Origin of the sequence: Mesorhizobium erdmanii (assembly GCF_013170725.1) — a bacterium.
Lineage (GTDB): Bacteria > Pseudomonadota > Alphaproteobacteria > Rhizobiales > Rhizobiaceae > Mesorhizobium > Mesorhizobium erdmanii.
In genome coordinates, this window is the sequence record NZ_CP033361.1 from 1,481,442 (window position 1) to 1,503,340 (window position 21,899).

The 21,899-nt window shown below is 62.2% G+C and carries 26 protein-coding genes; 15 read left to right on the forward strand and 11 right to left on the reverse strand.

Going from position 1 to position 21,899, the window contains the following annotated elements; all coding sequences use genetic code 11:
- Positions 1 to 191: 191 nt before the first annotated feature.
- From xylF to EB233_RS07155, 4 genes are all read left to right on the forward strand, one after another.
- Positions 192 to 1,232, forward strand: a complete 1,041-nt coding sequence (gene xylF, locus EB233_RS07140) for a D-xylose ABC transporter substrate-binding protein (protein ID WP_064990812.1) — start codon at positions 192 to 194, stop codon at positions 1,230 to 1,232.
- 142 nt (positions 1,233 to 1,374) lie between these two features.
- Complete coding sequence (locus EB233_RS07145) at positions 1,375 to 2,691, forward strand: sugar ABC transporter permease (RefSeq protein ID WP_064990811.1); 1,317 nt, start codon at positions 1,375 to 1,377, stop codon at positions 2,689 to 2,691.
- Positions 2,692 to 2,767: 76 nt separating this feature from the next.
- Positions 2,768 to 3,571 carry an ATP-binding cassette domain-containing protein gene (locus EB233_RS07150; protein WP_064990810.1) on the forward strand — a complete coding sequence of 268 codons (804 nt, stop codon included), beginning with the start codon at positions 2,768 to 2,770 and terminating at the stop codon, positions 3,569 to 3,571.
- A 149-nt stretch (positions 3,572 to 3,720) separates the two neighbouring features.
- The gene (locus tag EB233_RS07155) at positions 3,721 to 5,361 is read left to right on the forward strand and encodes a CHASE domain-containing protein (protein ID WP_064990809.1); all 1,641 of its coding nucleotides are present in this window, start codon (positions 3,721 to 3,723) and stop codon (positions 5,359 to 5,361) included.
- Positions 5,362 to 5,459: 98 nt separating this feature from the next.
- Here EB233_RS07155 and EB233_RS07160 read toward each other — a convergent pair whose 3' ends face one another.
- From EB233_RS07160 to EB233_RS07185, 6 genes are all read right to left on the reverse strand, one after another.
- Complete coding sequence (locus EB233_RS07160) at positions 5,460 to 5,705, reverse strand: hypothetical protein (RefSeq protein ID WP_064990808.1); 246 nt, start codon at positions 5,703 to 5,705, stop codon at positions 5,460 to 5,462.
- Between the two features lie 83 nt (positions 5,706 to 5,788).
- Entirely contained in the window at positions 5,789 to 6,151 is a 363-nt protein-coding gene (locus EB233_RS07165; protein ID WP_244277746.1) for a hypothetical protein, read from the reverse strand.
- An 89-nt stretch (positions 6,152 to 6,240) separates the two neighbouring features.
- Positions 6,241 to 6,414: a hypothetical protein gene (locus EB233_RS07170; protein WP_171892214.1), complete on the reverse strand. Its 174-nt coding sequence runs from the start codon at positions 6,412 to 6,414 to the stop codon at positions 6,241 to 6,243.
- A gap of 177 nt (positions 6,415 to 6,591) precedes the next feature.
- Positions 6,592 to 7,623 (reverse strand): sensor histidine kinase, encoded by a 1,032-nt coding sequence (locus tag EB233_RS07175; protein WP_064990805.1) that lies wholly within the window; start codon positions 7,621 to 7,623, stop codon positions 6,592 to 6,594.
- Between the two features lie 191 nt (positions 7,624 to 7,814).
- Positions 7,815 to 7,979: a DUF1328 domain-containing protein gene (locus tag EB233_RS07180; RefSeq protein WP_027031438.1), complete on the reverse strand. Its 165-nt coding sequence runs from the start codon at positions 7,977 to 7,979 to the stop codon at positions 7,815 to 7,817.
- Positions 7,980 to 8,183: 204 nt separating this feature from the next.
- On the reverse strand, positions 8,184 to 8,978 hold the full coding sequence (locus EB233_RS07185) for a response regulator (RefSeq protein ID WP_064990804.1): 795 nt from the start codon (positions 8,976 to 8,978) through the stop codon (positions 8,184 to 8,186).
- Between the two features lie 218 nt (positions 8,979 to 9,196).
- On the opposite strand from EB233_RS07185, the gene EB233_RS07190 reads away from it, so the two are divergent.
- On the forward strand, positions 9,197 to 9,400 hold the full coding sequence (locus EB233_RS07190) for a NepR family anti-sigma factor (RefSeq protein ID WP_027053982.1): 204 nt from the start codon (positions 9,197 to 9,199) through the stop codon (positions 9,398 to 9,400).
- Positions 9,401 to 9,403: 3 nt separating this feature from the next.
- Positions 9,404 to 9,955 carry an RNA polymerase sigma factor gene (locus tag EB233_RS07195; RefSeq protein ID WP_027053983.1) on the forward strand — a complete coding sequence of 184 codons (552 nt, stop codon included), beginning with the start codon at positions 9,404 to 9,406 and terminating at the stop codon, positions 9,953 to 9,955.
- A 147-nt stretch (positions 9,956 to 10,102) separates the two neighbouring features.
- Here EB233_RS07195 and EB233_RS07200 read toward each other — a convergent pair whose 3' ends face one another.
- Complete coding sequence (locus tag EB233_RS07200; protein WP_244277744.1) at positions 10,103 to 10,477, reverse strand: response regulator; 375 nt, start codon at positions 10,475 to 10,477, stop codon at positions 10,103 to 10,105.
- A 148-nt stretch (positions 10,478 to 10,625) separates the two neighbouring features.
- Between EB233_RS07200 and EB233_RS07205 the strand changes: the two genes are divergently transcribed.
- The 3 genes from EB233_RS07205 to EB233_RS07215 all read left to right on the forward strand — a co-directional run bounded on the left by EB233_RS07205 (position 10,626) and on the right by EB233_RS07215 (position 12,309).
- Positions 10,626 to 11,387, forward strand: coding sequence for a Crp/Fnr family transcriptional regulator (locus EB233_RS07205; protein WP_064990803.1), 762 nt, complete (start codon positions 10,626 to 10,628; stop codon positions 11,385 to 11,387).
- Between the two features lie 125 nt (positions 11,388 to 11,512).
- Positions 11,513 to 11,839 carry an ElaB/YgaM/YqjD family protein gene (locus tag EB233_RS07210; protein WP_064990802.1) on the forward strand — a complete coding sequence of 109 codons (327 nt, stop codon included), beginning with the start codon at positions 11,513 to 11,515 and terminating at the stop codon, positions 11,837 to 11,839.
- Positions 11,840 to 11,850: 11 nt separating this feature from the next.
- Positions 11,851 to 12,309 carry a hypothetical protein gene (locus tag EB233_RS07215; protein ID WP_064990801.1) on the forward strand — a complete coding sequence of 153 codons (459 nt, stop codon included), beginning with the start codon at positions 11,851 to 11,853 and terminating at the stop codon, positions 12,307 to 12,309.
- A gap of 28 nt (positions 12,310 to 12,337) precedes the next feature.
- Here EB233_RS07215 and EB233_RS07220 read toward each other — a convergent pair whose 3' ends face one another.
- The gene (locus tag EB233_RS07220) at positions 12,338 to 13,870 is read right to left on the reverse strand and encodes a sensor histidine kinase (RefSeq protein ID WP_064990800.1); all 1,533 of its coding nucleotides are present in this window, start codon (positions 13,868 to 13,870) and stop codon (positions 12,338 to 12,340) included.
- Positions 13,871 to 14,024: 154 nt separating this feature from the next.
- Here EB233_RS07220 and EB233_RS07225 point away from each other — a divergent pair, with 154 nt between their 5' ends.
- Positions 14,025 to 14,198, forward strand: a complete 174-nt coding sequence (locus EB233_RS07225) for a hypothetical protein (protein ID WP_081294209.1) — start codon at positions 14,025 to 14,027, stop codon at positions 14,196 to 14,198.
- A gap of 23 nt (positions 14,199 to 14,221) precedes the next feature.
- Here the strand turns inward: EB233_RS07225 and EB233_RS07230 are convergent, their stop codons facing one another.
- Positions 14,222 to 15,142 carry a diacylglycerol/lipid kinase family protein gene (locus EB233_RS07230; protein WP_064990799.1) on the reverse strand — a complete coding sequence of 307 codons (921 nt, stop codon included), beginning with the start codon at positions 15,140 to 15,142 and terminating at the stop codon, positions 14,222 to 14,224.
- A 262-nt stretch (positions 15,143 to 15,404) separates the two neighbouring features.
- Here EB233_RS07230 and EB233_RS07235 point away from each other — a divergent pair, with 262 nt between their 5' ends.
- Complete coding sequence (locus tag EB233_RS07235) at positions 15,405 to 16,733, forward strand: PRC-barrel domain-containing protein (protein WP_064990798.1); 1,329 nt, start codon at positions 15,405 to 15,407, stop codon at positions 16,731 to 16,733.
- 36 nt (positions 16,734 to 16,769) lie between these two features.
- Here EB233_RS07235 and EB233_RS07240 read toward each other — a convergent pair whose 3' ends face one another.
- A complete protein-coding gene (locus tag EB233_RS07240; protein WP_064990797.1) occupies positions 16,770 to 18,335 on the reverse strand; it encodes an alkaline phosphatase family protein in 1,566 nt (521 codons plus the stop codon).
- Between the two features lie 226 nt (positions 18,336 to 18,561).
- Here EB233_RS07240 and EB233_RS07245 point away from each other — a divergent pair, with 226 nt between their 5' ends.
- The 4 genes from EB233_RS07245 to EB233_RS07260 all read left to right on the forward strand — a co-directional run bounded on the left by EB233_RS07245 (position 18,562) and on the right by EB233_RS07260 (position 21,626).
- Positions 18,562 to 19,494 carry a VOC family protein gene (locus EB233_RS07245; protein WP_064990828.1) on the forward strand — a complete coding sequence of 311 codons (933 nt, stop codon included), beginning with the start codon at positions 18,562 to 18,564 and terminating at the stop codon, positions 19,492 to 19,494.
- A gap of 4 nt (positions 19,495 to 19,498) precedes the next feature.
- Positions 19,499 to 20,119 carry an alpha/beta hydrolase gene (locus EB233_RS07250; RefSeq protein ID WP_064990796.1) on the forward strand — a complete coding sequence of 207 codons (621 nt, stop codon included), beginning with the start codon at positions 19,499 to 19,501 and terminating at the stop codon, positions 20,117 to 20,119.
- Positions 20,120 to 20,121: 2 nt separating this feature from the next.
- Positions 20,122 to 20,421, forward strand: coding sequence for a GNAT family N-acetyltransferase (locus tag EB233_RS07255; RefSeq protein WP_064990795.1), 300 nt, complete (start codon positions 20,122 to 20,124; stop codon positions 20,419 to 20,421).
- Between the two features lie 146 nt (positions 20,422 to 20,567).
- The gene (locus EB233_RS07260; RefSeq protein WP_064990827.1) at positions 20,568 to 21,626 is read left to right on the forward strand and encodes a dipeptidase; all 1,059 of its coding nucleotides are present in this window, start codon (positions 20,568 to 20,570) and stop codon (positions 21,624 to 21,626) included.
- A 7-nt stretch (positions 21,627 to 21,633) separates the two neighbouring features.
- On the opposite strand, the gene EB233_RS07265 is transcribed toward EB233_RS07260, so the two are convergent.
- Complete coding sequence (locus EB233_RS07265; protein WP_064990794.1) at positions 21,634 to 21,897, reverse strand: hypothetical protein; 264 nt, start codon at positions 21,895 to 21,897, stop codon at positions 21,634 to 21,636.
- Positions 21,898 to 21,899 lie beyond the last annotated feature (2 nt).

Sequence of the window (21,899 nt, forward strand, 5' to 3'; positions counted from 1 at the left end):
CGGCCGCTGCTGTCATTTATTTATTGCGGGGCTCGAAAAAAAGTTGCAGGCCCCTCAAAATCCATCAGAATCGATGTTGACAGCGTTTCGGCGATGCATCAGTATTTTTTTTGAGGCTCGAAAAAATAGAGCTTCTGTGCCGGCCTTTGGGCCAGTTTGGTCGCGCCTTACGCGGCGCAGGGAGGAATATCATGAAAAGATTCACGGCCGCCATCCTGGCGGGTGTCGCCATGTCGCTGACGCTTGCGTCGGTCGCGCAGGCGAAGGACAAAGTCATCGGCGTATCGTGGTCGAACTTCCAGGAAGAACGCTGGAAGACTGACGAGGCCGCGATGAAAAAGGCGATCGAGGCCGCCGGCGACAAGTACATTTCGGCCGATGCACAGTCCAATCCCGGCAAGCAGCTTACCGATGTCGAGAGCCTGATTTCGCAGGGCGCCAATTCGCTGATCATCCTGGCACAGGACGCCTCGGCCATCGGCCCGGCCGTGCAGAAGGCGCTCGACGAAGGCATTCCGGTCGTCGGCTATGACCGCCTGATCGAGAACAAGGACGTCTTCTACCTGACCTTCGACAACAAGGAAGTCGGCCGCCTCCAGGCCAGTGCGGTGTTCAAGGCCAAGCCGGAAGGCAATTATGTCTTCATCAAGGGCTCGGGTTCGGATCCGAATGCCGATTTCCTGTTCTCGGGCTCGATGGAAGTGCTCAAGGCGGCCATCGACTCGGGCAAGATCAAGAATGTCGGCGAGGCCTATACGGACGGCTGGCTGCCCGCCAACGCCCAGAAGAACATGGAACAGTTCCTGACCGCCAACGACAACAAGGTCGACGCGGTGGTCGCCGCCAATGACGGCACCGCCGGCGGCGTTGTCGCGGCGCTGACGGCGCAGGGCTTGGCCGGCACCGTGCCGGTATCGGGCCAGGACGGCGACCATGCCGCGCTGAACCGGATCGCGCTCGGCACCCAGACCGTGTCGGTGTGGAAGGATGCGCGCGAGCTCGGCAAGAACGCCGCCGAGATCGCCTCGCAGTTGGCCGACGGCAAGAAGATGACCGACATCGCCGGCGTCAAGGACTTCACGACGCCTGGCGGCAACACCGTCAAGTCGCTGTTCCTGACCCCGGTGGCCATCACCAAGGACAATCTCAACGTCGTCATCGATGCCGGCTGGATCAAGAAGGACGAAGTCTGCGCGGGCGTCGCCGCCGGCAGCGTCGCCGCCTGCAACTGAGCTTGACCGCTTGAAGAGTTGGAAGCGCCGCGGCCCACAGCCGCGGCGTTTTCTCAGCAGGATTTGTGTTTCCGCCATGGGCGGCTAACTTCTAGGCTTGGTCCGGCATCCGCGTCAGACGTCAAGCCGCTGGGAGGACATCATGACCGACACGACCTCGACTTCGCAGGCCGACACCGCGCGCGCGTCGGAACTTGGCGCGGTTGCCCGTTTTCTGAAGGCGACCGAAATCGATACCCGTATGCTCGGCATGGTCGGCGCGCTGGTGGTCATCTGGGTCGGCCTGCACGTCCTGTCGGGCGGTCTTTTCCTGACGCCGCGCAATCTCTGGAACCTGTCGGTGCAGACTTCGGCCGTGGCCATCATGGCTTCCGGCATGGTGCTGGTCATCGTCATGCGCAACATCGACCTGTCGGTGGGATCGGCTGAAGGGGTCATCGGCATGGTCATGGGCTTCGCGCAGGTGCATTTCCTGGTGCGTTTTGTCGGGCTTGAGCTTGGCAATCCTTGGATCTGGGTGCTGGCGCTGGCGATCGGCCTGGCGCTCGGTCTGCTGATCGGCGCCTTCCAGGGCTTTGTTATCGCCTATCTCGAAGTGCCGGCCTTCATCGTGACGCTCGGCGGCCTGCTGGTCTGGCGCGGCGCTGCCTGGTGGGTTACGTCAGGCCAGACCGTGGCGCCGCTAGATGCCACCTTCCAGCTGATGGGCGGCGGTCCCGCCGGATCGATCGGCGCGACCTGGAGCTGGGCCGTCGGCATCGTCGCCTGCCTGGCGGTGGTGTTTGCGCTGTTCAACGGGCGCCGACAGCGCAAGCGCTTCCGCTTTCCGCTGCGGCCGATCTGGGCCGAAACGCTGATGGGCGCCGTCACCTGCGCCGTCATCCTGGGCGCCGTGTGGGTTGCCAATTCCTATCCATGGCCGGTCGGTATCGTGAAGCGGTATGCGGAGGCCAACAACATCACGATTCCCGAAGGCGGGCTGTTCATTGCCCATGGCATCGCTATTCCGGTGCTGATGGCTGTGATGGTGGGCATCGTCATGACCTTCATCACCAACCGCACGCGTTTCGGCCGTTACGTCTTTGCCATCGGCGGCAACCCGGAAGCCGCCAATCTCGCCGGCATCAACACACGCTGGGTCACCATGAAGGTGTTCATGATCATGGGTGTGCTGGCGACGATCGCCGCCGCCATCTCGTCGGCCAGGTTGAATTCCGCGACCAACGCGCTGGGCACGCTGGACGAGTTGCTGGTCATCGCCGCCGCCGTCATCGGCGGCACGTCGCTGGCTGGCGGTTCGGGAACCGTTATCGGTGCCATGCTTGGCGCACTTTTGATGCAGTCGCTGCAGTCCGGCATGGTGCTGCTTGGTGTCGATTCGCCGCTGCAGAGCATCGTCGTCGGCGCCGTGCTGGTTATCGCGGTGTTTCTCGACACCGTCTACCGCAAGCGAGTCTGAGCATGATCCCGAAAAGTGGAAACCGGTTTTCGGACGAGATCATCCTCAAGAAAGAGCTCTAGGGAGAAGAACGATCATGGAAAAGACTGCTCCCGCAAATACCGGCACGCCGCTGATCGACATGCGCAACATCTCGATCGCTTTCGGCGGTATCCGCGCCGTCGACGATGCCTCCGTCGATCTTTTCCCCGGCGAAGTGATGGCGCTGCTCGGCCATAATGGCGCCGGCAAATCGACGCTGATCAAGATCCTGTCCGGCGCTTACAAGCGCGATGCCGGCCAGATCTTCGTCAACGGCGAGGAGGCTTCGATCGCCAATCCGCGCGATGCCAAGAAATACGGTATCGAGACGATCTACCAGACACTCGCCTTGGCCGACAACGTCGATGCCGCCGCCAATCTGTTCCTCGGCCGTGAACTGATGACCGCCTGGGGCACGCTCGACGACGTTGCGATGGAGGCCGAGGCGCGCAAGGTCATGGGCCGGCTCAACCCGCGCTTCCAGCGCTTCAAGGAGCCGGTGATGAAGCTGTCGGGCGGCCAGCGACAATCGGTGGCGATTGCGCGCGCCATCCTGTTCAACGCGCGCATCCTGATCATGGACGAGCCGACGGCCGCGCTCGGTCCGCAGGAAACGGCGCAGGTCGGCGAACTGGTGAAGCAGCTCAAATCCGACGGTATAGGCATCTTCCTGATCAGCCACGACATCCACGATGTGTTCGAACTGGCCGACCGGGTCTGCGTGATGAAAAACGGGCAGGTGGTCGGCACCGCGCGCACCACCGACGTCACCCAGGACGAGGTGCTCGGCATGATCATTCTTGGAAAATGTCCTCCGGGCGCCATTCCCGGACCGGGCGCGCTGAAGATAGCAGCCTGAGGTCTGTCAGCGTCCGGCACGGGCTGCTCGGTAAGGCTGGTTGCCGCTCACGTGATATGCCAGTGATCGCGATGGCTTGGCCTTGCCATTGTGTTGGCCTGATGAGTTGCCCATAAAGGTCCGGTATTGCCCATGGACCGCATCATCCGTTGAAGAAACTCTTTCCAATCGTCGCGTTCATCGCCGTTGCGCTGATCAGCATGACCATGGCGGGGTTCGCCTATTTCGCGACGCAGGAAGCCGCACGCATCAAGTTCGAAGCGGCGGCCGACGACGCCCTCAACCGAATCGAGAGCCGCATAGACCTGCATTTGTCGCTGCTGCGGTCGACGCAGGCCCTGTTCGATGCCCGCAATGGCGACATCTCCCAGAACGAGTTCAAGGCGTTCTTCAATGCGCTGGATGTCGGCAACAATTTCGCCGGCCTGCGCGGCATCGGCTTCCTCGGGCTCGTCAAGACGGGTGACGAGGCGGCGGTCGAACGCGACATCCTCCACGACTTTGGCGTCAGCCACCCGGTCTATCCGGAAACGACGCAGCCCTGGCGCGCGCCCATCATGCTGTTCGAGCCGCTGGATCCGTCCAACCAGGCCAGCATCGGCTACGACATGTTCAGCGAACCGGTGCGGCGCCAGGCGATCGAGAAGGCAATGGCCGACGACCAGCAGCACGCGAGCGGGCTGGTGCAACTGGGCCAGGGCCAGGGTGCGACACAGACCTTCACCGGCTTCCTGGTCTTCGTGCGGCTCAATGTCGAAACCGCGCCGGAGGTCATCAACGCATCGCGATCCTCGACCGCGGGCTTTCTCTATGCGGCCTTCCGTTCCCGCGACCTGTTCCAGATCGCGCTCAGCCGCGCGCCGCTGCTGCCGGTGAACACCGAGATCTATGACGGCGCGGTGAGCAGCGATAATCTGTTGTTCCGATCGGAAACACCGCCGGCTTCGTCCTTCGGCGAACGGTTGCTGGTTACGCGCAACATCACCGTGGCCGGCCGCCCGTGGACGGTGCTGTTCAGGCCGACCAGTGCCTTCTCGCAGCCGTCGTCGCGCACAATTCCCGTGATGCTGGGGCTGCTGGGCCTGCTGGCGGCCGGCGCCATCGCGCTGGTGGCGCGCTATCAGCAACGGGCCTATGAGGCGGCATCGCGCCTGCACGAGACGACCGAAAAGAGCCTGCTCGAAAAAGACCTGATGCTGCAGGAGATGAAGCATCGCATCAAGAATTCGATCACCAGGGTGCTGGCGATCGCGCGGCAGACGGCTTCGCGGGCGACTGACGTCAACGAGTTCTCGGCATCCTTCTCGGCCAGGCTGCAGGCGATGGCGGCCTCCCAGGACATGCTGACGCGCTCGCGCTGGCAGAAGGCCGATCTCGCCGATCTCCTGCGCATCGAGCTTGGCCAGGTGTTCGGCAAGGACCTGCCCGAGGGGCTCCTGTCCGGGCCGGAGGTGCTGCTCGACGAGACCACGACGCAGGCGCTTGGCCTGACCTTCCATGAGCTGGCGACCAATGCGCTGAAATATGGCGAAGCCGGCAATTCCGCTAGTTCGGCCAAGGGTGATTGGGCGCTCAAAGTGGACTGGTCACTGGAAGGGCGTGGGCGCGAGCGAATGCTGGCACTGAACTGGCGGGAGGCCGGGAAGAAGAAAGTCCAGGTACCGGCCGAAACCGGATTCGGCACCAAGCTGATCGACCTCAATGTCACCCGCGAGCTGCGCGGCACGATCAAGCGCGATTTTCAGGCCGACGGTTTGAAGGTGGAAATAAGAATTCCGCTCGCGGTCTGAGGCAAGGGCTGTCCATGGACAGCAATGGCTTGTCCTGACCCAAAAAATCCGGGGGCCGGTAAGCCGGCCTCCGGATCGGGGTTTCGACTATCGCAGAATTAGTTGCAGCGGGCCGTATAAATCCGGCCGTGACGGTCGCGATACTGGCAATAGCCGTTCTGCAGCTTGCGAACGAGCAGCCCGGACCCGGCGCCGACAGCCGCACCGATCAGCGCGCCCTTGCCGCCGCCAACCAGGCCGCCGATGCCGGCGCCGATCAAGCCGCCGCCAACCACGTCCTGCTCGGTCGAGGTGCAGCCGCTGAGAGCACCCACCGCAACCATGGCAATAATCATCTTCCGCATAGAGTCACTCCTCACTTTGTGTCCACACTTTGGTAAGCTCCAACAGCCATTTAGCACGAAATGACGGCCTTTGCTGCTCGAATTTATTGTTGGCTAACATAGCCTTTTTCTGGGCGTATTGTGTTAGATGCCACGACCAGGCTGGAAATTGCAAGCGAGGCGTCGAGGTTGCCATCGGGACCCACATTCCAGACGATCTGGTCGTAGTCGTCCTCGAGCGCGGGATCGACGGCGAGACATCTGGCGACGATATGCTGAGCCTGTCCCTGCACGTCGCCGATGGCGAACGGTCGCTCGGCGGTGCATTCGTCGGCGGTTTCGAAAACGCTCACCGGCACCTGCAGTTCACGACATTCCGTCATCGAATTGGTGCAACCGATGACCAACAACAATGCAGCAATGTGTTCCATGGCGACATGCCCTCTCTCGCCACAATAACGGCGCATGTCGGCCAAAAGTTCCTGAATGGTCGGTATGGAGAGCCAACACTAGCTGTGCTGCACCGTTCGCCTACGAGATGGAGCGCGGATTTCTTTCAGGTCAGTTCGTACAAGGCGACGAAGAGAATTGTCGCGGCCAGCGCCAGGACGAAACCCCACAAGCCATGACGCGGTGGAGAGAGCGGTTCCGCGGATGCCTCGGGGTCCTGAAATTCGCCCATCGAAACCCGGGCGGCCTGTTCCAGTCTGTTCATGTCGGAGACCGGCAAGCATTCCTCCCACACTGTGCCACAACCCATCGGATTTGCAGCGGTATCTGGGTAAAACAGCATCCGCTCTTATGGTGAACAGCCGGTTAAGGATCGTTGCCTGCCGTGGGAGCGGATGATTTCAGGTCTAAGCGACATGACATCTGAAACCGCCTCTAAATCAAAGATATAAGCCGCTCACTGGCTCTCGAAATTGTTGTGCGGGACGACAAGGCGGTATTCAAGGTGGCCGTCCGCGATGTCGAGGCTCGCGGTTCCGCTCAGGGATGCCGGCACCACCCGTTCCAGTGCGACACTGCCGAAGCGCTTTTCGCTCCGGCCGCCATTGTTCCCTATGGTTTCGGCCCATGTCAGCGACAAGGCAACCTCGCCACTGGCGGCGGTGTTGAGATTGGCGGTCACTTCGACATAACCATCCGGCCGGGACAGGGCGCCGAAGCTGACCGAGTTGACGGCAAGCTCATGCATTGCCAGGCCGATATGCAGTGCGGCATTTGGGTTGAGATAGGGATTGACGCCGCGGAAGCGAAGGCTGTGCGATATGTTCGCCCCGTAGCGGCCGACCTGGCTCGTCACCAGTTCATGAAGGGCCGCGCCGCGCCAGTTCGAGGATGTCACCAGATCCTGGGAGGAGGCCAGCGATTGCAGCCGGCCGCGAAAGCGCGTCAGGAAATCGCCGATGCCGTCGGAGTAGCGGCCGGTCTGGGTCGCGATGCTCTGGATGATCGCCAGCAGGTTCTTCGAGCGGTGGCTGACCTCGCGCAGCAGGGTTGTCAGCGTCTGTTCGCGCCGCTTCTGCTCGGTCGTCTCGACCATGGTCGTCACGACCCCTTGCACGTCGCCCGTTTCGCTCCGGTCGGCATCGACCCATACCTGAAACCAGCGCACGCCATTCTCGACGGGAACGCTGATCTCGAGGCGCTCCGGATTACCGGTCGCGACCACGTCGCGCTTGGCGGCGGTGATGCGGTCGGCCTGGGCCATCGGCAGGATGCCATTGCCGTCGGAACTGTCCGAAGTCCAAGGCGCGCGCATGTTGCGCGCCCATACGGTCTTCATTTCGCGATCCTGATAGAGGACGGAAATGCCGGCATTGTGCAGTGCGTGGAGCAAAGCCCGGCCAAGCTGCATGCCGCTTTCAGCCGGATGCAGGGCAATGACTTCGTCACTCCCTGCGCCTTCCAAATCATCTGCAGTCTTGGAACGCATCAGTCAACCTGTCCACCCACTCAGGCTGAACGGCTCACCTTCGTATGGGTTCCCAAATGAAATCCCGCCGGAAGGACTGCCCTCAAAAAGCGGTCCGCCGGACGGCGTCCTTTGCAGGATACCGTCCGGCGGTGGCTGGAAACCGTTTGAGGGGTGCGGCTTCCAGTGTTCGCTTTAAAAGCTGGTTGGTTTCAGGCCCGCTTGAACAGGCCGGCCAGCAGGGAAATGACCAGGAAGGCGAGAAAGATGAAGAACAATATCTGCGCAATGCCGGCGGACGTCCCGGCGATGCCGCCAAAACCAAGCGCGCCGGCTATGATCGCCACGACGAGAAATACGAGCGCCCAGTAAAGCATGGTTCATCTCCTTCCGAATGGTGCAGTGAAAACGTGGGTGGATGCGGTTTGTTCCACCCTTTGCCGAAAAAGGCGATGCTTGCAAACCGTTAGAAACGAAGTGCCTCGAAATTCGCTGCTGACGGGCCTGGTTGCCAAAAAGGCCGCCCGGTGCATCGCATCGGACGGCCTTGATTTCGCATATTCCGGGTGGAAGGCCGCGCCCTATGCGGCGGCCTTCGCCTGACGGTCGAAGAACAGCGCCTGGCTGATCAGCGCCTTGACCATGTCGGGATTGAACGGCTTGGTCACCAGGAAGGCCGGTTCGGGACGCTCACCAGTCAACAGGCGCTCGGGAAACGCGGTGATGAAGATAACCGGAACCGAGGTTGACGACAGGATCTCGTTGACCGCCTCGATGCCCGAACTGCCATCGGCGAGCTGGATATCGGCCAGCACCATCTTCGGCCGGGTCTTGCCGAACATCGTCACCGCTTCGGCGTGAGTGCGCGCCGTTCCGACGACGCGATGACCGAGGCTCTCGACCATCTCTTCTATGTCCATGGCGATCAGCGGTTCGTCCTCGATGATAAGCACGTCGGTCGCTACTTGGCGCGAAATCTCATTGCTTGCCTGGGCCAGCAGTTCGGAGAATTGCTGGTCGCCGACATCCAGGATTTCGGCCGCTTCGTCCTCGCTGAAGCCTTCGACGGCAACCAAAAGGAAGGCCTGGCGGGGAAGCGGCGCGATCGCATTAAGATTAGCGGCGGCGCGCTGCTCCCACGCCGACTGTGCCTGTTCCTGCGGCACGCGAATGGCGACAGATGTGAAAAGCTTGGCGAAAACCTTGTAGAGCGCGATACGGTCGCTCGAAGCCTCGGGGAAGATGTCGACGTCGGCGATGATTGCCTCAAGCATCGCGGCGACCAGCGCGTCGCCGCTCTCTTGCGATCCCGAGACGGCACGCGAAAAGCGGCGCAGGAACGGCAGGTGCGGTGCGATGGTGGCGGATAAACTCATGATAAGACGTCTCCCTCAGAATGACGTGATCGATTGCAGGCCAGGCTGATTGCAAGCCCCACTAATACAACGCGGGTTTTCCGAAAAAGTTCCGCCCGATTGGGAACGAATGGGCGAGAGCGGCGTTTGATGTCGGGATGGGCAACCAGACGAGGGTGCCGCTTGCCTTGTGTTGAGTTGAATATGAGCGGCCTGGATACTGGGAATATAAGGGCGAAATGAAGGATATGACGAAAGATATTTTGGCTGGCGCCGCGGGCAGGCGCCGGAACGGTGTCGGCGACCCCCTCGGGCCGAACTCCGAAATCGGGCGCAAACTCAAGCAATATTATGACGAGCTGGTCTCCGACGATGTGCCGGATCGCTTTGCCCAGTTGCTCAGCCAACTGGAACAGACCGAACCCGCACAGAAGAAGGACTGAGGCATGGCAGCGGTCTCCCAAGGCTTCAAGGCCGATCTGCTTGGGGCAATCCCGAGCTTGCGGGCCTTCGCCGTGTCGCTGACGCAGAATGCCGACAAGGCCGACGACCTCGTTCAGGAAACGCTGGTCAAGGCCTGGGACAAGCATGAGAGCTTTCAGCCCGGCACTAACCTCAAGGCATGGCTTTTCACCATCCTGCGCAATGAATTCTATTCGCAGATGCGCAAACGCGGCCGCGAGGTGCAGGACAGCGACGGCATCATGACGGCCAGGCTTGCGGTGCATCCGGCGCAGCACGGCCAGCTCGATCTCAAGGATTTTCGAGGCGCTCTGGAGCAATTGCCGGAGGACCAGCGTGAGGCCATCATCCTCATTGGTGCTTCGGGCTTTTCCTACGAGGAGGCCGCCGAAATCTGCGGTTGCGCGGTCGGAACGATCAAGAGCCGCGTCAGCAGGGCGCGCACGCGCCTGCAGGAAATCCTGAAAATCTCCGGCGAAGACGAATATGGGCCCGACGCGATTTCGGCTCAGGTCACCGGGACGGCGGCGCATTGACACGCGGCGCCGGGCTACAGAACCCCGGTACGACCTAATCGGCCCTTAGGGCGGTTCAGAGTTTGATGGATCGCCGAACCGCTCTAACTCTTTGTTTTTCCGCAATTCCGGACGGGAAAACCGTTACACACTTTTCCTGGAATTGCTCTAGAAGCCGCGCCCATAGGCCTGTGCCACGGCTTCGACTAGGTCGTCGCCCGAATAGGGCTTCGTGACCAGTCTCACTCCCGGGAAGGATGTCCTGATCTCCTCCGCATCCGAATAGCCGGAAGCGAACACGAAAGGGACACCCGTCTCCCGCAGACCAGCAGCAAATTCGAGCGTCGAAGTGCCGCCCAGCATCAGATCGACTATGGCGGCGTCGAATTGCGTGGCGACCTTTCGGCCATCGATCTCGGCCAGATCACGGGCAATCGTTACCTCGCCGGCTCCGTGGTCACGGCAGAGCTGTTCCACATCCATGGCGATGAGGAATTCGTCCTCCAGGACAAGAATTCGCAATCCGTCAAGCAAATGGGGCACGGGCAGTCGCTCCTTGAAACGCCGGGAGTCATGATCGCTATTGCGGGCGTTGTCATTTAAAAAAGACATGCCTTCAACCTGGGAACTCCGATCCCGGCAAAACGTTTAGGCGTACCTGCTGACCGGCAGGCTTCGGAGAGGGGTCGAAATGCCAGGCCAGAATGGGCGCGCTTTTGCCAGGCGCCAGTATCCTTGCGAGAATTGTCCGTTGCGGCCATTGCCGGTGTTCCGGGAATTCGAGAAAAAGGAACTGGCCTTCATCTCCAACTTCAAGAAGGGCGAACTTGCGGTCGACAAGGGTGCCACGGTGCTGGTCGAGGGCAGCCATAGCGCCCATCTCTACACCGTGCTGTCAGGCTGGGCATTCCGCTACAAGCTGTTGCCGGACGGCCGCAGGCAAATCCTCAACTACCTAATGCCTGGCGATCTCATCGGCCTGCAAGGCAGCGTCATGGGGGAAATGCAGCATTCCGTCGAGGCGCTGTCGCCGATGCTGCTGTGCGTCTTCGAGCGCGACAATCTGCACGAACTCTATCGCAACCATCCGGGCCTGGGCTACGACATTACCTGGATCGCATCGCGTGAAGAACGCATGCTGGACGAGAACCTGCTCAGCGTTGGTCGCCGCAGCGCCATCGAGCGTGCTGCGTATCTGATTGCTTTCATAGCCAGCCGAGCCAAGGTTGTCGGGCTGAACGGCAAGCAATCCATTCAGATTCCGATCACGCAGCAGCACGTCGCCGATACGCTTGGCCTATCGCTGGTTCACACCAACAAGACGATCCGTAAACTGATCGACCGCAAGCTGATTGTCTGGCGTGATGGCGGCTGCGAGGTCGTCGACAACGAAGCGCTCAAGTTGCTTGCCGGCTGGGAAGGGTTGGGCGAGGGGCGTCGTCCGCTGATTTGAGACGGTGCTATCGCCATGGTTTGGCGACTGGTGCGCACGCGCAAGTTTTCGGCTAGTTTGTCCCGATGCCGGAACCTTGAGACGCAAGCCGCGTTTGAAATCGAGCAATCACAAGGAGTTAAGCAATGGCAACCGCCGCAGGAAAGATCGCCAACGAAGCACGGGCGAACTCGGACCTCGAAGCCGACATCCGACAGCTCAAGGCCGACATCGACAAGCTCACCAAGCAGTTGGCCAAGACCGGCGAGCATGGCTATGGCACTGCCCGCCGCGCGGCCACCGAGGGGGTCGAGCAACTACGTGCCCAAGGCGAGGCCGCCTTCGACAGTCTGCGCGGCAGCGCCAAAGACATCGAGGCGCAGTTGCTGGCAAATGTCCGCGAAAAGCCAGTGACGTCGCTGGCAATCGCCGCCGGCGTCGGTTTTCTGTTCGCGCTGATCGCGCGTCGTTAGTTCCGCCTGAGATGGGTCTGCTGGCATCCCTGCTGTCGGGTTTCGCTTCGGGTGAAACATTGGCTGCCGTTCGTCGCGCACGTACGGCGGCAATCGTCTATGTGCTTTCCGCGCTGGCGGCGTTTTGTGGCCTCGGCTTTCTGGTCGGGGCCGCTTACATCTGGGCGTCGGCCCGCTATGGTTCGCTGGCGGCGGCGCTAGGCTTCGGTGTCGGCTTCCTGGTGATTGCCGGCGTCGTTCTTGTGATCCACCGCTTGATGTCCGGAGTCCGAGCGCGGCGCGAAGCAAAGCGGCGCAACGCCGATATGAAGGCGTTCGGCATCACCGCCGCACTCGCCGTGCTGCCGGCATTGCTCAAGGGAAAGGGCGGTCTCGGTGTCATTCTCGGCCCTGCCGTGGCGCTCGCTGCCTACGCCATCTACCGTGAGAATGTGAAACCCGACGATCCTGATGCCGGAGGGCAGGAATAGGGCTGCCGTTGTTCGGGATTCCGGTCCGTCACCTGGACAGGTCTTCAAGCGGCATCGAGATTTCGGCAAAGACACCTTCCGGCCGGAACTCATGAGCCACCTCGCTTGAAATGACCTTGGCGAGGCTGCGCCGGATGAGGATGGAGCCGAAGCCGTGGCGCTGGGGTGGGACGACTTCCGGGCCGCCACTTTCGCGCCAGGTCAGCACCAGGCGCCGGGCGCCCTTCCTGCCTTGGGTCTTCCAGTCGAGATCGACCTTGCCCGATGCAATCGACAGCGACCCATATTGCAGCGCGTTGCTGGCAAGTTCGTGCAGGATAAGCCCGAGGCCGACGGCCTGATCGGGCGACAGCAGCAGGTCCGTGCCGGAGATGGCGATGCGCGGCTGGTCGGCGGTGTCAAAAGGCCTGATCTCGATCTGGACGAGCTCGCGGATGCCGATGCCGCGCCACTCGCGGTCGGACAGGAGATTGTGGGCGATGCCCAGGGCCTGAAGCCGGGCGCCGAAGGCTTCCAGGAATTCGCTCGGCTGGCGGGCGTGACGCACGGTCTGCGTCGCCAGCGCCTGGACGGTCGCCAACGTGTTCTTGACGCGGTGGTTGAGTTCGCGCAGCAGAAGCCGTTGCCGCTCGTCACCGAGCTTGCGTTCGGAGATGTCGTAGTTGACGCCGAAGATAAGCGTCGGCTTGCCGTCGCCGTCGCGCTCGATGACGCGGCCGCGTGTGGCCACCCAGCGCGGCGGATGAAAGCCTTTCACCCGGTATTCGCCAAAATAGTCGTCGCTTCCCGTCAAGGCGTCACGGAAGCGGGTTTCGGTCTGGTAGACGTCGCGGGGATCGATGGCGGACAGGATGTCGCGCGCCCGCAGCAGGTTCGAGCGCGGCAGGTTGAACAGTTCCGACAGCCGAACATCGCATTCGATGAGGTCGGTGCGGACATCCCATGCCCAGCTGGCGAGCGAGGCCGCGTCGAGCGCGATGGCTCGCCGCTTTTCCTCGCGCACAAGGGCGGCCTCGGCGATGGCGCCGCTGCGGGTCGCATCCTTCAGCGTGAACAGGCTGGCCGCGAGGCCGGCGAGCATCTTCAACTGATCAAGCTTGGCCTGCGACGGAAAAGCATGCGGTTTGCGGTCGAGCACGCACAGCGTGCCGATCCTGGCGCCCGCCACCAGCATCGGCGCGCCGGCATAGAAGCGCACATGATGCTTGCCGGTGACCAGCGGGTTGGCTTTGAAGCGAGGGTCGGTTGTCGCGTCCGTCACCACCATGGGCTCGTCTCCGGCGGCGATGGCGTGCGCGCAGAACGAGATGTCGGTCGAGGTCTCACTCTCGTCGAGACCAAAGCACGACTTGAACCATTGCCGATCGACGTCGACGAGCGTGACCAGCGCGATCGGCGCCTGCATGACGGCCGCGGCAAGGCCGCCGATGCGGTCGAAATCCGGATCTGCCGCCGTATCCAGCATCTCCAGCCCGTGCAGCACGGCCAGCCGGTCTTCGGCACCGACCGCAAGCGCCACCCCGGCTGGAAGGCTCGTTCCAATGTCCGCCTTGCTATTCACCCCAGTCCCCAAATGCCATTGCCGACCCTCGCGGTGTTGCCGATCCACCAGACCACGACAAGCTGGTATCCTGGAACCATCCTAGCGAGGAACCGTTACCCGACCGTGATTTGCCGAGCGCGCCAAGCAGCGCATGACGAAACAAGGACCGGCCATGACCAAGATCATTCCCGAGAACAAAGCTCGGCAGGGGCGATGGGGCTGGCATGGCTTGCGCATCCTCATCGCCGCGCTGCTTCTTGCCTTCGCGGCCTGGGGCATCGCCGAGATCTACGGCGAGGCGACCAAGACGCCGGCGACCGAGCAGGGAAGTGCGCCGAGCGGTTAGATTTTCAGCCATCATCGTTGGCATCAGGCAGCCTTTGCCGCAGCTATGCTGGCCGGTACCAGGACATTCAGTGCGCCGGGCCTGATTTCGATCGTCGTCTCACGCTCGAGCCTCACCAGTTCGCCATCCATGACGGCGCGGAACTTTCTGCCGCCGGAATGGATTTTCAGGACAGTGCGGTCGGATTGATGGATTTCGACATGCTCGTTGTCGCGCCATTTGCCGCGCGCGATGTTGAAGAGGAATTTGACCAGTTCGGCACGCTGTTGCGCCACCGTGACATAGATGCCGAGCACGCCGCCCGCAGGGTTGTCCGCATAGGGCAAGTGGCCTTCACCGAACAGATTGTTGGTGACACCGATTCCGGTGATGCGGGCGGTCATCTCGGCCTCGCCGATGCCGAGGGTGACATTCATGGCCGGCGGGTTGTTGATCGTAGTCCACGCCGCCTGGGCCGAGGCGCGGATCTTTCCCAGGCGCGAACCGAATTCCATGCCTTGGCGCAACTGCACCATTTTGGCGTGCATGCCGATCGAGAACTGGTGGACAAAGGGCTGGCCGTTGGCGGTAGCCATATCAACGGCGATGATCTCGCCGTCGGCGAAGGATACCAGCGCGGCATCGAGGGACTGCGGAATGCCGAGACCACGGGCGAACAGGTTCATGGTCCCGGCCGGCAATATGGCAAGGGCCTTTTTCTTGCCCATCAGCCTGGCGGCCGCAGCCGAAATGGTCCCGTCACCGCCCCCGGCCAGAACCACGTCCACAGTGCGGCGCGAGGCAGCGCTGTCCAGGCTTTCCTCGACGTCTTTGCCTGCAACAACATCGATGCTGAGAGAATGCCCCGCGGCCTCCAGCGTCTGACGCATCCTGTCGGAAAAAGTATCGAGGTCGGTGGTGCGCAAGGTGCCGCCATCCCGGTTCAGCACCGCTGCAAATTTCATGCCCCGCTCCGTCCTGTCAGCCAAAACCCGGCCGGGTTGCATCCAGCCTCCGGCTGAAACGTGGCGACGTGCGAAAGGTTCCATGGGCACGCGGGTAAGTCGGTGCCCTCCCATCCTGCGGTTGCATGTTTCCGCGACTATTTTGGTCGGAACAACGGCATGGTCACGACGTTGTGAACCTGTATCGCACGCCGCATCCGGCCTCCTCAGCGGAGGTTCAGTGAGGGCGCGGCGTGCATGAAATCACACAGAGGAGACCATTATGATCCGCACCCTTTTCGCCACCACCGCACTCGCGACGCTGATCGCGACAGGTGCCTTTGCGCAGAGCGCGACGACCCCCGCTCCTGCCACCGTACCGTCTGCCCAGGCGCCCGCCGCCACCGCGCCGGTGCCGCGCGCCGACGGCAGCATCGTCACCAACATCATCGGCGAGTCGGTCTATAACGGCACCGGGGATAATGCCGAGAATATCGGCAAAGTCAGCGACGTCGTTTTCGACAAGGATGGCCAGGCAAAATCGGTCGTCATCGGTGTCGGCGGCTTCCTGGGCGTCGGAACAAAGAATGTCGCTTTCGACTATGACAAGCTGCAGTGGGCCGAGAAGAACGGTGACCGCTGGCTGGTGGCCGAATCGACTAAGGACGAACTGACCGCGCAGCCTGAGTTTGACAGCAAGGCCTATGGGCCGGCGCCGGCCCCCACTTCGACCGACGCAGCGGCCCCGACGGCGCCCGCGGCGACTGATACCGCACAGAAGCCCGTCGACCTGAATACCGCGCAGGCCGAGCCGGTGAAGCACGCCGACGGTAATCTCGCCACCAACATCATCGGCGAAAACGTCTATAACGGCACCGCCGATGATGCGCAGAAGATCGGCGACGTCAACGACATCGTGCTGACCAAGGAGGGCAAGGCCGAATCGCTGGTCATCGGCGTTGGTGGGTTCCTCGGTATGGGCGAAAAGAACGTGACCTACGATTTCAGCAAGGCCAAGTGGGCCGAGAAGAACGGTGATCGCTGGCTGGTGGCCGAAACGACCAAGGAAGAGCTGCAGGCGCAGCCTGATTTCAACCGCAAGGCCTATGATCCGGTGCCGGCGACAACGGCATCCAACGAGCCGGCCGCAACCGCGCCGGCCGCTAACACGGCTCCTGCCGCCGCCCCGGCCGACAAGACAGCCGAGGCGCCAGCAGCCACCGCGCCCGATGCCACTGCACCCGATCAGACCCAGACGGCGGCGATCGACAAGTCGACGCTGACGGCGATGCCTGTCGGCGAGATCAGGGCCGATGACCTCAAGGGCACCAATGTCTACGGTGCCAATGATGCCAAGGTCGGCGAGATCGGCGACGTCGTGCTGACGCCGGACAAGAAGACCGATGCGGTGATCGTCAATGTCGGCGGCTTCCTTGGCATCGGCTCGAAGGAAGTGGCGGTCGGCATGGATAATTTAAAATTCATGACCGACAAGGACGGCAAGAAGTACCTCTACACCACCTTCACCAAGGAACAGCTCGAGGCCCAGCCCGCCTATGACAAGGGCAGCTACGCAGAGAAGCGTGACCAGCAGCGGATGATCTTGAGGTAGGCAGTAGGGCAGTAGGCAGTAGGCAGTAGGCAAGCCCTATTCCCTACTGCCTAATCTATTGCTGACATGTCCAACCACCCCATTTTCCGTCAGTTCCGCCAGCGCCAGTGACTGGTCGAGATGCTCGGCCCGCCAGGCGAGCAGCCGCTCGGCGAATTCTAGTCGGGTGGCCAGATGCGCGGGGCTGGTGGCGAGGTTGGCCAGTTCGCCAGGGTCGGTCTCGACGTTGAAAAGCAGAGGCGGCAAGCCGCCGCCAAAATGCACGTACTTGAATTTTTGAGTGCGGATCACGGCGAGGTTGCACTGGCGCGAGGCAATGCCGAAATGCTGCTCGGCTTCGCCGCCTGCGATCGAGCGAAAATCGAACTCCCAATGCGCGGCATCGCGCCAGGCGGCGGGGGTTCCGCCACTCAGGAAGGGTTTCAGCGAGCATCCGTCGAGATGCTGTTCGGGAGGTTCGCCGAGCAGGTCGATGAGCGTCGGAAAAATGTCCACTGCTTCGGTGAAGCGATCGACATTGGCGCCGGCAGCCTTGCGGTGGCGCGGGTCGCGGATGATCAGCGGGATGTGGTAGCTGCCGTCGAAATAGCCGCCCTTGCCCAACATGAAATGGTCGCCCATCATCTCGGCGTGGTCGGAGGTGAGAACGATAACGGTGTCGTCCCATGCGCCTGATGCCTTGACCGCCTGCCAGACGCGGCCGAGCTGTGCGTCGACTTCCGAGATCATGCCGTAATAGATTGCCCGGATGCGGCGGAAGTCATCCTCGCTCCAGTCATGCACCTTGCCTGCGGAGCCGGGGCGGAACTTCGCGCGTTTCTGCCGGCTGAGATCATAGGCGAGATAGGGATGGCTTTGAGCTTCGGCCCGCCAGCTCTCCGCCCGGTGAAAGGCCGGGCCGCCCGCCGAATCATACAGTGTGTTGTAGGGCTCCGGTACGATGAAGGGCGGATGCGGGCTGATGAAAGAGAGATGCGCGAACCATGGCTTGGCCTGCTCCTGCTCGCCCAGCCAACGGACGAATTCACCGGCAAGGAAGGCCGTCGGCGTCTGGTCTTTCGAATAGATTGGCGGTGCTTCGGTCACCGCCTCGTCCGTCTCGTCGACGGGACGATGGATGTTTGGAAATCCGGCGCCTGCATCGATACCCTGCTGACCGAGCCAGGACAGCCACTGCTTCTGATGCTCGGGCAGCAGCTGGCGCGGCGTGAATCCGGGCAACACGCCCTCATAGGTGCGCAGCCGTGGATCGCCTGGTGCAAGCCGGCGCGGGTCGAGCGACACGTCGGTGTAGCCGAACAGGGTTGGGTCATACCCCAAGGACCGCGCATACAGAGCGATGTTGCCATGGCGGTCGTCAAGCGGCGAGCCGTTGCGGCAGACGCGGTTGTTCATCTGGTAAAGGCCGGTGTAGAGGCAGGCACGTGCCGGCGAGCAGGGTGCCGCGCCACCATAGTGGCGCTTGAACAGCACACCCTCGGCAGCCAGCGTGTCGGCGTTCGGCGTCTTCACCACGGGATGGCCGGCAGCCGACAGGCAATCACCGCGCCACTGATCGCAGGTGATCAGGAGAACGTTCGGGCGCCTGGCTTTTCCTGTCACGCACGATACCTTTCGCTGGATGGTCTAGTGCCATTCATGGACCTGATTTCCAGCAAAGGCGCAAGACCGCCCACATTAGTCGATTGGTGAACAAAAATCGTCCGGCTGTTCACTTTTACAGCACAGTCCATTCTGTGTTTACCGCCTTTGCCTAAGTCGGTCGTGTCCTCATATTGGCGTGGACAGCGGCAAGGGCCGCACAAACACCAAGGGAAGGAGCAAGACAATGCTCGACCAGATCAAGGGCCTGCATCACGTCACATCGATGGCTGGGGATGCTCGGCGCAACAATGATTTCTTCACTCATAAGCTCGGCCTGCGCCGGGTCAAGAAAACCGTCAATTTCGATGCGCCCGACGTCTACCACCTTTATTATGGCGACGAGACCGGCACGCCCGGTTCGGTCATGACCTATTTTCCGTTTCCCAACATCCGCAAAGGCCGGCACGGTGTCGGCGAAGTCGGCACCACGGCCTACTCGGTGCCGCAAGGCACGCTCGCCTATTGGGAAAAGCGGTTCGCCGAGCAAGGCGTGACCGGCGTCTCGGGCGAGGAGAGTTTTGGTGAAAAGCGGCTCAGCTTTGCAGGGCCTGACGGCGACAGCTTCGCCCTGGTCGAGGACAAAGCTGACAGCCGCGCGCCCTGGGTGAAGGGCGGCGTTTCTTCCGACGAGGCGATTCGCGGTTTTCACTCGGTTTCGCTCAGGCTGAAGGATGGCGGCGCCACCGAGGAGCTGTTGAAGTTCATGGGCTACGAGGAAGTCGACAAATCAGGCAATGTCAGGCGGCTTGCCGTGAAGAACGGCAATGGCGCCGATGTCGTCGATATCGAATCGCTGCCGACGGCGGCCTTCGCCGATCTCGGCGCCGGTTCGGTCCATCATGTCGCCTTCGCCGTCGAGAACCGCGCCAAGCAGCTCGAAGTGCGCAAGGCGTTGATCGACACTGGCTATGGGGTGACGCCGGTGATCGACCGCGACTATTTCTGGGCGATCTATTTCCGCACGCCGGGTGGCGTATTGTTCGAAGTCGCGACCAATGAGCCGGGGTTCGATCGCGATGAGGATACCGCTCATCTCGGCGAGGCGCTGAAGCTGCCGGCGCAGCATCAGCATCTCAGACCCTATCTCGAACAGCATCTGCAGAAGCTGGAAGGCTGAGGCCATGAGCAAGGACGCTTACATCCACAAGATGCTGCCCGGGTCGCCGGGCGGCCCTCTGCTCTTCGTCTTCCACGGCACCGGGGCGGACGAGAACCAACTCATCTCGCTGGGGCGCGATCTCGTGCCCCAGGCCACCATCATCTCGCCGCGCGGCGATGTGTCCGAACACGGTGCGGCGCGCTTCTTCCGCCGCACCGGCGAGGGCGTCTACGACATGGACGACCTGGCGCGGGCGACGGACAAGATGGTGGGCTTCGTAAAGGCGCATGTCGAGGCGGCAAAGCCCCCGGCGGTGCTCGGCCTCGGCTATTCCAACGGCGCCAACATCCTGGCCTCGGTGGTGTTCGCCGCGCCGTCACAGTTCGACGCCACGGTGCTGATGCATCCGCTGATCCCGTTCGAGCCGCAGGTCAAGGGCAGCCTCGCCGGTCGCCACATCCTGCTGACCGCCGGCAAGCGCGATCCGATCTGCCCGCCGAACCTGACGACGCGGCTCGAAGCCTATTTGCGTGCCGACGGCGCCGATGTCACAGTGGAGTGGCACGAAGGCGGGCACGAGGTGCGGCCAAATGAAATCGAGGCGGCGCGGCGGCTCTTCGCCGGTGTCGCTCAAGGAGCGTAGACATGCCCGACCAATTGCCCGAGATCGAACTCGAAGACCGTGGCTCCAAGGGTCGCTATGTCCTGCGCGGCCCCGGCGGCGCCGAGGCCGAGATGACGTTCACCAAGATCGGCGAACACCAGATCATCATCGACCATACCGAAGTGCCGGACGCGTTTCGCGGCCAGGGTGCCGGGCTTCGCCTCGTCACCCGCGCTGTCGAGGATGCGCGTGCGGCAGGCAAGAAGATCATCCCGCTGTGTCCGTTCGCCAATGCCCAGTTCCGCCGGCATCCGGAATGGGCCGACGTGCTGAAGCATTAGGGGTGCAGGCACTTCATTGAAAGGCAGCAGCGGGGTGATAAGGGGGCCGTCCCCGCTGCCGGTTGGGTTTGTTATTTGCCGCGACCGGATATCTTGCCTAGATATGACATACTGCCGTGCCGACAAACGAACTGAATGATCCCCCGATGACCGAAATAGACCTCGTCCCCGTCTTCGACGGCCACAATGATACGCTGCTCAGGCTGTATCAGTCGAAAGACGCGGACGCCGAAAAGCTCTTCATCGAAGGGAAATCGGGCGGCCATATCGATCTGCCGCGCGCCAAGGCCGGCGGCTTTGCCGGCGGCATGTTCGCCATCTTTCCGCCGCCGGTCGAAAAAGCCAGGCGCAGCGCCGTGCCTTCGGCGCCGAGCGACAGCGAGCCGCTGCCGCCGGAGGTGCCGCGCACCGATGCGCTCAACTCGACGATCGCGATGGCGTCGATCCTGTTCCGGCTGGAACGTGCCGGCGCGCTGGCGGTCTGCCGCACCGCCGCCGACATCCGCAACGCCATGGCCAAAGGCACGATCGCCGCGGTGTTCCACATCGAAGGCGTCGAGGCGATCGATCCCGAACTCACCATGCTCGATGTGCTGCATGCCGCCGGCCTGCGCTCGCTCGGTATCGTCTGGAGCCGGCCGAACGCCTTCGGCCACGGCGTTCCATTCCGCTTTCCCTCCTCGCCCGATACCGGGCCCGGCCTGACCGATGCCGGCAAGGCACTGGTCAAGGCCTGCAACGAGCTCAAGATCATGATCGACCTCTCGCATCTCAACGAGAAGGGGTTTCGCGATGTGGCTGCGCTCAGCGATGCGCCACTCGTTGCCACGCATTCCAACGTGCATGCGATCTGCGGCCACTCGCGCAATCTGACCGATTGGCAGCTCGGCGCCATCCGCGAGTCGGGCGGCATGGTCGGGCTGAATTTCGCTACCGGCTTCCTGCGCGAGGACGGCCGCATGAATGCCGACACTAGCCTCGACATCATGGTCCGCCATGTCGATTCCCTGCTGCAGGCGCTGGGCGAGGACGGCGTCGGTCTCGGCTCCGATTTCGACGGCGCCATGATCCCGGCCGTCATCGGCGACGTCGCCGGCCTGCCGAAGCTGATCGATGCGCTGGCGGCGCGTGGTTTCGGCAATGCGCTGATCGAGAAGATCGCCTATCGCAATTGGCTTGGTATGCTTGAGCGCACGATCGGCTGAGCTGACGCTACTTGTCGTAACCCATGCGTTTCAGCCAATTCTTGCCGATGCCGCGGTCGCGGATGATCGGCAAGGGGTCTTCCGAATCGAGCCTCGCACTGATTCGGTAGACCTCGAGCGCCTCGGCGCTCATCTCGTCGCGCTTGTAGAAGAACATGGCGGCGGCATAGCGCGTGCGTCCGGACCATTTCTCGCCGAGCGGGGCGTTGACCAGTTCCCACTGCTCGGCGACCTCCTCATTTTCCGGCTGCTTGTCCGCCTCATTGGCCATGG

Bases quoted from the DNA above. Each gene is read 5' to 3' on its own strand.
- xylF (WP_064990812.1), top strand. From the start codon at position 192: ATGAAAAGATTCACGGCCGCCATCCTGGCGGGTGTCGCCATGTCGCTG.
- EB233_RS07145 (WP_064990811.1), top strand. From the start codon at position 1,375: ATGACCGACACGACCTCGACTTCGCAGGCCGACACCGCGCGCGCGTCG.
- EB233_RS07150 (WP_064990810.1), top strand. From the start codon at position 2,768: ATGGAAAAGACTGCTCCCGCAAATACCGGCACGCCGCTGATCGACATG.
- EB233_RS07160 (WP_064990808.1), bottom strand. From the start codon at position 5,705: ATGCGGAAGATGATTATTGCCATGGTTGCGGTGGGTGCTCTCAGCGGC.
- EB233_RS07165 (WP_244277746.1), bottom strand. From the start codon at position 6,151: ATGCGCCGTTATTGTGGCGAGAGAGGGCATGTCGCCATGGAACACATT.
- EB233_RS07175 (WP_064990805.1), bottom strand. From the start codon at position 7,623: ATGCGTTCCAAGACTGCAGATGATTTGGAAGGCGCAGGGAGTGACGAA.
- EB233_RS07180 (WP_027031438.1), bottom strand. From the start codon at position 7,979: ATGCTTTACTGGGCGCTCGTATTTCTCGTCGTGGCGATCATAGCCGGC.
- EB233_RS07185 (WP_064990804.1), bottom strand. From the start codon at position 8,978: ATGAGTTTATCCGCCACCATCGCACCGCACCTGCCGTTCCTGCGCCGC.
- EB233_RS07190 (WP_027053982.1), top strand. From the start codon at position 9,197: ATGAAGGATATGACGAAAGATATTTTGGCTGGCGCCGCGGGCAGGCGC.
- EB233_RS07195 (WP_027053983.1), top strand. From the start codon at position 9,404: ATGGCAGCGGTCTCCCAAGGCTTCAAGGCCGATCTGCTTGGGGCAATC.
- EB233_RS07205 (WP_064990803.1), top strand. From the start codon at position 10,626: ATGCCAGGCCAGAATGGGCGCGCTTTTGCCAGGCGCCAGTATCCTTGC.
- EB233_RS07210 (WP_064990802.1), top strand. From the start codon at position 11,513: ATGGCAACCGCCGCAGGAAAGATCGCCAACGAAGCACGGGCGAACTCG.
- EB233_RS07215 (WP_064990801.1), top strand. From the start codon at position 11,851: ATGGGTCTGCTGGCATCCCTGCTGTCGGGTTTCGCTTCGGGTGAAACA.
- EB233_RS07225 (WP_081294209.1), top strand. From the start codon at position 14,025: ATGACCAAGATCATTCCCGAGAACAAAGCTCGGCAGGGGCGATGGGGC.
- EB233_RS07230 (WP_064990799.1), bottom strand. From the start codon at position 15,142: ATGAAATTTGCAGCGGTGCTGAACCGGGATGGCGGCACCTTGCGCACC.
- EB233_RS07235 (WP_064990798.1), top strand. From the start codon at position 15,405: ATGATCCGCACCCTTTTCGCCACCACCGCACTCGCGACGCTGATCGCG.
- EB233_RS07245 (WP_064990828.1), top strand. From the start codon at position 18,562: ATGCTCGACCAGATCAAGGGCCTGCATCACGTCACATCGATGGCTGGG.
- EB233_RS07250 (WP_064990796.1), top strand. From the start codon at position 19,499: ATGAGCAAGGACGCTTACATCCACAAGATGCTGCCCGGGTCGCCGGGC.
- EB233_RS07255 (WP_064990795.1), top strand. From the start codon at position 20,122: ATGCCCGACCAATTGCCCGAGATCGAACTCGAAGACCGTGGCTCCAAG.
- EB233_RS07260 (WP_064990827.1), top strand. From the start codon at position 20,568: ATGACCGAAATAGACCTCGTCCCCGTCTTCGACGGCCACAATGATACG.
- EB233_RS07265 (WP_064990794.1), bottom strand. From the start codon at position 21,897: ATGGCCAATGAGGCGGACAAGCAGCCGGAAAATGAGGAGGTCGCCGAG.